This is a genomic window from Rubritalea sp., from assembly GCF_039830215.1.
Lineage (GTDB): Bacteria > Verrucomicrobiota > Verrucomicrobiia > Verrucomicrobiales > Akkermansiaceae > Rubritalea.
Window position 1 is genome coordinate 1 of record NZ_JBDOPO010000384.1, and the last position, 6802, is coordinate 6802.

The window sequence follows — 6802 nt, forward strand, 5'->3', positions numbered from 1 at the left end:
GGCCAAATGGGCTCGTCGCACAGGCATCCCAGGAATTGGTGGTTGGTTTACAAATAAAGAGTTAGCTGGTGGTGGTGCGCTTATCGATCTGCTTCACATGGTTGACCTTGCAATGTACTTCATGGATTATCCAGAGCCTAACTATGTGATTGGTCAGACTTTCGATACTTTTATCACGAATAAAGACTTTAAGGGCCCTTGGGGTATTCCAGATAGAGCTGACGGCATCACTGATGTAGAGGCTGCTGCACATGGATTTATTACTTTCAAGTCAGGTCAAACGCTTTCTCTTCAGGTTTCTTGGGCTGAAATGATAAAGCGCGAGGAGGTCTCAGTTGTTTTCCAAGGCACCAAGGGTGGTGGGAAAGTGGAGCGTTTATTCGCAGAGGACGGAATCGACGAAACAGCTATCGATACTTGTGAGATTTATGTTCAGGAGGACGGCAAGTCTGTTGATAAGAATATCGAAGTCGAGGAATGTGAAGACATGGGGCGTATCAACTCAGCAGCCAACTTCGTGGAAGCTCTAGAGGGGGCAGCCAAGCCTCTCAATACACCTCAGCAGGCATTGATCCTCATGAAAATCATTGATGGAATCTATAAGTCTGCAGAGTCTAGTGCGCCAGTTGCACTTTAATAATATCTAGCAAAATAAGTGAGTGCAGGGTGACTAGTGTGTCGCCCTGTTACTTTCTTATGTGTTGGTAGAGTTGCTCAGTGAACTTCTCTCCCAGAGCTTGGTACACAATTTCTGTGCCTGGATTTGGTTCGATAGTGGTGCCCTCGATCGGGGTGCAAAACTGCTCGATCAATGTGTCGATGTCATAACCATCAGCGGATGCAGCAATCAATGCCGCCCCCAATGACGCTGAACCATGAGATGCGAGTCTCTGCACTGGCCGCTGGAAAATGTTGGCTATCGTTTGGCACACCCCATTACTTTGGGAAATTCCACCAGTGACGAGTATTGTTTCAGGGAATTCGCCGTGCCAGAGGCTGTGCTGGCGCATGTTGAGAAACTGGCCGTCGATGAGTGATGCGGGAGTAGCCTGTGATTGATCCACGGCAGAGGCGGGAGGTGTGATCTCTGTGTCGAAAAATGGCAAAGAGACTGGGCTTTCTAGGCTGCGCTTTTTTAAGAGTTCAGTATTAAATTCATCCCAGGAAATGCCTAGTTGTTTCTTTAAATCAACGCAGGCTAGTGCTCCATTTTTAAAACATGAAAGCGACATGTAGTGGCCGACAGGGTTTCCGAAAATGTGGCCATAGCCTTGTGGGTCAGGGAAGGGGCTTTCGACGGCGGAAAAAAGTGTGTATGAAGTTCCCAGTGAGATGACCCAGGTTCCTTTGCGTATCACGCCCATGCCAATGAGGCTGGCTGGATTATCGCCAGTCCAGAGGGTGCTGCGGGTTGTGGGGTTGATTCCAAACTTGCTACTGAAATAGGGGGCAATGGTTCCTGCTATGCGTGTTGTGTTGCGTAGTTTTGGGAGTCGCTCCAGTGTGCCATCAGCCGTGGCTTGTGCCATTTTTTTGTCCCACTTGCGCTTGTTGATATGCATGAGGTTCATCCCGGCTCCGTCGCCGAAGTCGATGGCTGCTGACTTGCCTATGAGCAGTGAGCATAAAAATGATGAGGCAAGATGAACTGTGTTGGTCTCGTGCCAACGTTCAGGGAATTGCTTGGCGTACTTGCGGATTTGCGCGGCGGAGAAGCGCTCGATGGCAGCTGAGCCAGTACGTTTAGTCACCTTGCGTACACTGCCAATTGTATTGGTGATTTCCGCGCAGTCCTGATGTGTGGAGGAATCTAGCCAAATGGGTGAGACTGGCCGAGTAAATACATCCGAGAGCTGTTCCGCTAATGGGATGTTAGGCGAGAGGTTTTCCAGTGTTCTCTCAAAGTGCTCGTTCAGGTAGACTGTGGCATGTTGTTGCGCCGAGCCGCAAATCGTAACAATTGAATTGAGCGGTGCAGCTTCTTGCTGCATGCGTGTAAAAAGGAGGTCGAGCGCCTCCACCCACATGATGGGGTTGGAGAAAAACTCGTCAGGCTCTGTCCCTCTGACAAAGCCGTGACTCGTTTGATAGTGAGGTAAATCTACCTCGAAGTTGATAGAGGTCTCGTAGACTGTCTCGCCGCTTTTCACATCAATAATGATGGCGGAGAGACTTTGCGTAGAGCAATCGAGACCTAAGTGCATAGAGGGGGTTTACACCATACAGTGACTATTCCCAAGAGGATTCCAGCACGACTGGCTTGTAGCCACCTTTTGATTTGTAGAAGAGTGCGATTAGGAGGAAGGCAACACCTAGTATGGCTGGGAAGTAAGCAGCTACCTTGAGTACCTTGCGCTGGTTGTTTTCAATTTTCTTAGTGAATTCAACTTTATCGGAGCTATCGGCTGGGTAGTCGAGGTCTTTTTCCACACCGGCCATGTCAACTTTATTGTAATTCCAGCCGAAGAAGTTCTCACTGGAGCTTTGAGCTTCATAAACGATAGGGGCTTCTTGTTTGACGACTTGGGCGTTGAAGTTATCTCCAGCGGCACCGAGGAATGGCATACCGAAAATGCCTAGGGTGAGTAGACCCATAGCTGATACTGTGTTCAGTGTCATCGCTCCACCTTTAGGAAATTGCTCAGCAGTGAAGCCGAGGACTGTTGGCCAGTAAAATGTTTGGCCTACAGCGTAGAGTGCGAATGCGAGGAATATCATGGCGCCACTTGCTCCTGAAAGGATGAGAAGGCCTGCAGTTGAGAATATGGCACTCACCACAAGGAGAGTCGGTGGGTTCATGAAACGTAATGGCACACCAGCAAAGAAACGTAGTGACATCATAATTAATGAAGAGACAACGATTGCCCAGCCTGAGTTGGCTTGGAATTCCTCGGTGAAGATTGGCTGCATCAGTTTCTGAATCCAACCATCAGTAGCTAGCTCAGCCGTCGCGAGCGGAATCATGATGAGGCAGAGAATAAAAAATAGAATCTTGCCTGCTGACTTGAGGGCAAATCCAGAGAGAAGTCCAGCTGCGGCTCCGACTGCGAGGCTCGTGATGATACGTTCATCTCCATCTCCAAGCTTACCTGCGACTTCTGCGAATTTGTAAAAGAGGAATGTTGTGGCGAGGAATATACCGAGTCCGCCAAATTCTCTAAGCATTTCTACATAGGATACATTATTTTCAATGCGCTCGTCCTCTGGGTAGTTATGAGAGATTAAGAACATGATGCCGAATGCGGCTACTGGAGCGAGTACGAACCAGAACATTGTGCGCCACTCGAGAATGGGTGAGTCACCAGTTCCTAGAAGGATGAAAATCGCAGCACCTAAGGCAACACCAGCTGGCCATGAAGCATGGAGAATGTTGAGCATCTTACTCTTTTGGTCTTTGTACATTGTTGCGCACAGCGGGTTGATTACCGCTTCAACGACACCGTGGCCAAAACCGAAAAGAAGAAACGCATAGGAGAGCGAGTTAAGGTCTTTGGTGAGAATGGTCCAAATACTTGAGAGGATTAAGCTCGCAGCAGCGATTAGCATGGAAATTTTATAGCCAATTTTATCTACGATAAGTGAGAAGAGGATCATTCCGACAGCAATTGGCCAGAGGGATTGCCCAAAGAGTCCGCCAGCTTCAGCTCCGCTGATGTTGAATTCTTTTTCCCAAATGCCGAGGCTCATTACGCGAATGCCGAAGCCTACGCCGGCTGCCATGAGAGCTAGGAAACTAGCCCAGAAGATAATCGAGCGTTCCTTGTTTGATAGTGTTGTGTCCATTTTGTACGATAGTATGTTGTTGTGCGCGAGAGCTTAGGTGTTTTACATAAGGGGGAATTCAATCGAGCGTATGAAGCTCTTAGAGCGAAGTTAGATCAGTGTCTAGCATCTTGTTATTTATTGTCAGAATTTTTACACAATATTCATGGTATGTCTTTTAAGGTGTTGAAAAGTGAATGTTTCATGTGGATTTTAAATTATTCGACGAAGCGCGTGGTTTGTGATAAATCGTCATTCAGTGAATAAATTAACAAGCCTATTTGATGGAGAACTGGTAACAGAATTCCTAGATTCTCTGATTCCGGGGCAAATCTCACCGGTACTATTCCAGGCAATGCCAGACGTTATGTTTTGGTTGAAGAATGAAGATGGAGAGTTTCTCTTTTTCAACGATGCTTTTCTCTGTGATAAGGAAGTGGCAGATGTGTTGGGTAAAACTGATGCTGAGTTGATGCCGAGTGAATTGGCTAGAGTATACATTGAAGATGACCGTCAAGTGATGGCAAGTGGTGAGCCTCAGTGGAATAAGGTAGAGTTAGTGGTGACAACTAATGGGGGAGTAGAGTGGAGGGCGACCAGTAAGGTTCCTTTAAAAAATAGAGCCGGTGTGATTGTCGGTACTGCCGGTATTAGCCGCCGAGTGGGAATGGATGAGGGACTCCCAGTTCCAAGCCAGCAACGTGATATTGCGGCAATTGTGGGGGCGATCTATAAGAATGTGGATAAAGAGATCAAAGTTGTGGATGTGGCAGAAGCTGCCGGCGTATCAGTCTCAAGCCTAGAGCGATTATTTAAAGCGAATATGAATACCACGCCTAAACAATTCATTATTCAAGCGAAGATTTCGACTGCTTGTGAACGATTGATTGGAACCAACATGAGTGTGAAAGAGGTTGGAGCTAGTGTCGGGTATTCTGACCATGCAAATTTTACCCGTGGTTTCCGTAGGGTTATGAAAATGAGCCCAACTGACTACCGTCGTAATTACCGTAAGGGTTAGATGGATCTACCAGTTTATGAAGTCGAGCAGGAATTGCTCGGTGCGTTGTCGAACGTAACATCGGCAAGAGCTTTGCTAAAGGCTCCGACCGGCTCAGGTAAGTCGACGGCTGTGCCTCAGATATTGCTGGATAGTGGTCTGGTAGAAGGGCTGATCGTCGTTGTGCAGCCGCGTAGGATCGCAGCCCGGATGCTGGCTCGACGAGTGTCTAGTTTACGCAATGGGCGAGTCGGCGGGGAAGTGGGGCACGTGGTTCGCTTTGACCGTCAGATGGGCCGTGGTACTCGGATTGTCTATGTCACGGATGGAGTTCTAGCCACATGGTTAGAGAGTGGGTCAATGGAAGAGGTGGGTGCTGTGATTTTTGATGAATTCCACGAGCGCCGTTTGGCCAGTGACCTATCGTTAGCACTTTGCCTAGAGTGGCAGGAACAAAAAAATCAGAGCCTCAAGTTGGTGGTGATGTCGGCGACACTAGAGTTAGCTGGACTCGCTGACTACCTGGGCGGTCAATGCACGCAGATTGAAGCGTCAGGTCGTAGTTATCCTGTGGAGGTTTCCTACAAGGGAGCTCAGATTCAGAGCCGTGGTGGTGGCCGCAGAGAGTCTATGCTATGGGACAAATGCGCCAGTGCTGTGAAGGAGCTAGTTGAGTCCGATTCAGTTGGGCACATTCTCGTGTTTCTACCGGGTGTGTACGAAATTCGTAGAACGGTGGAGTTGATTGAGCGTTCAGCTTGGAGCCGGTCACTACAAGTCTGTCCACTTTACTCGGCTCTGAGCCCAGAGAAACAGGATTCCGCAGTACTTGGAAATGGTGATAGAAGGCGGATCATAGTCTCGACCAACGTTGCTGAGACTTCACTAACTATTGATGGAGTACGCTCAGTGGTAGATTCTGGCTTAGCACGAATTTCTGAATACGATCCAGTCCGTGGGCTGGACACACTGATGGTGCAGAAAATTTCTCGTGCTGCCGCTGCGCAACGAGCTGGCCGAGCAGGTCGTACCGGTCCAGGTCATTGTGTGAGGCTCTGGAGTGAGACTGATCACGGACGCAGAGATGCTTTTGAAACACCGGAAGTACAGCGCACTGATTTGTCTGAGACTGTGCTGCAGCTGAAAGGGCGTGGAGTGCTTGATGCCCGAGATTTTCGTTGGTTAGAGTGTCCGAAGTTAGAATTGTTAGAGCATGCGGTTACTTTACTTTCTGAACTCTCTGCTGTTGATGCGGATGGAGGTCTTTCCACGATTGGTGAGCAAATGGCAAAAATGCGGATGCATCCACGCTACGCCCGACTTTTGATTTCAGCCCAGAGTGGTGGATGTCTCGCTGAGGCCGTGTTCATAGCAGCCTGCGTCCAGGGGGAAGGGGTGTTTGCTCGCAATGGGGATGGAAAGAAGGCATTTTTGTATGAGGATGACCTCTCGGACTTCGCTGGTGAATGGCGGGCATTTCAATCGGCGCAGCATATGCAGTTTGACCTTAGGAGGTGTCAAAATATAGGAGTGTTAGCCAAAGGGGCACGCGAGGTGGTACAGGCAATGAAGCAAATCCAACAGCAATGTAAAAGAGTTGGCTGGGATTTAGCTGAAGTTGATTTTGAGAAAAACGCCCAAGCGGTTAGCAGGGCAATGTTGACTGCCTTTAGTGATCAAGTCGGAGTGCGTATCGGAAAAGGAAATCTCGCATGCCGATTAGTGGGGAGGCGTAAAGGAAAGTTAGATGAGTCGAGTGTGGTTAGAAATGCTGGGGCATTTATTGTGACTGAACTCACCGAGGTTGGAGGCAAAGATGTCCAACTCTATCTCAATCGTTGCGTCAGTATTTCGCTCGATGACCTAAGGCAAATATTCCCTAGTGATTTTGTCGATGGAGCGCATGCCTATTTTGATGAAACAATTCGCAGGGTCGTCAACCGCAGCGAGCAGAGATTTCGAGATCTAGTGCTTACCAGTAAGGATGGAGGCGAGCCCGATCTTGGTGTGGCAGCTCAATTGCTTGCGGAGCGCGTGGCT

At 48.7% G+C, this 6802-nt stretch carries 5 protein-coding genes; 3 read left to right on the forward strand and 2 right to left on the reverse strand.

The annotated features are described in order from the left end of the window. Positions 1-637: Gfo/Idh/MocA family oxidoreductase (locus tag ABGY95_RS13140; RefSeq protein WP_347442142.1), on the forward strand; the 637-nt coding region annotated here is incomplete at its 5' end. Positions 638-686: 49 nt separating this feature from the next. On the opposite strand, the gene ABGY95_RS13145 is transcribed toward ABGY95_RS13140, so the two are convergent. Together ABGY95_RS13145 and ABGY95_RS13150 are read right to left on the reverse strand one after the other, a co-directional pair. Continuing rightward, positions 687-2204 carry an FGGY family carbohydrate kinase gene (locus ABGY95_RS13145; protein ID WP_347442143.1) on the reverse strand — a complete coding sequence of 506 codons (1518 nt, stop codon included), beginning with the start codon at positions 2202-2204 and terminating at the stop codon, positions 687-689. 25 nt (positions 2205-2229) lie between these two features. Next, positions 2230-3783, reverse strand: coding sequence for an MFS transporter (locus ABGY95_RS13150; protein WP_347442144.1), 1554 nt, complete (start codon positions 3781-3783; stop codon positions 2230-2232). Positions 3784-4021: 238 nt separating this feature from the next. On the opposite strand from ABGY95_RS13150, the gene ABGY95_RS13155 reads away from it, so the two are divergent. Then, positions 4022-4783, forward strand: a complete 762-nt coding sequence (locus ABGY95_RS13155) for a helix-turn-helix domain-containing protein (protein ID WP_347442145.1) — start codon at positions 4022-4024, stop codon at positions 4781-4783. Continuing rightward, positions 4784-6802 (forward strand): helicase-related protein (locus tag ABGY95_RS13160; protein ID WP_347442146.1); only part of this gene is annotated, 2019 nt, incomplete at its 3' end. It abuts the gene before it with no gap.

Excerpts from the sequence above, each read along its gene's own strand:
- ABGY95_RS13145 (WP_347442143.1), bottom strand. The coding sequence starts at position 2,204 with ATGCACTTAGGTCTCGATTGCTCTACGCAAAGTCTCTCCGCCATCATT.
- ABGY95_RS13150 (WP_347442144.1), bottom strand. The coding sequence starts at position 3,783 with ATGGACACAACACTATCAAACAAGGAACGCTCGATTATCTTCTGGGCT.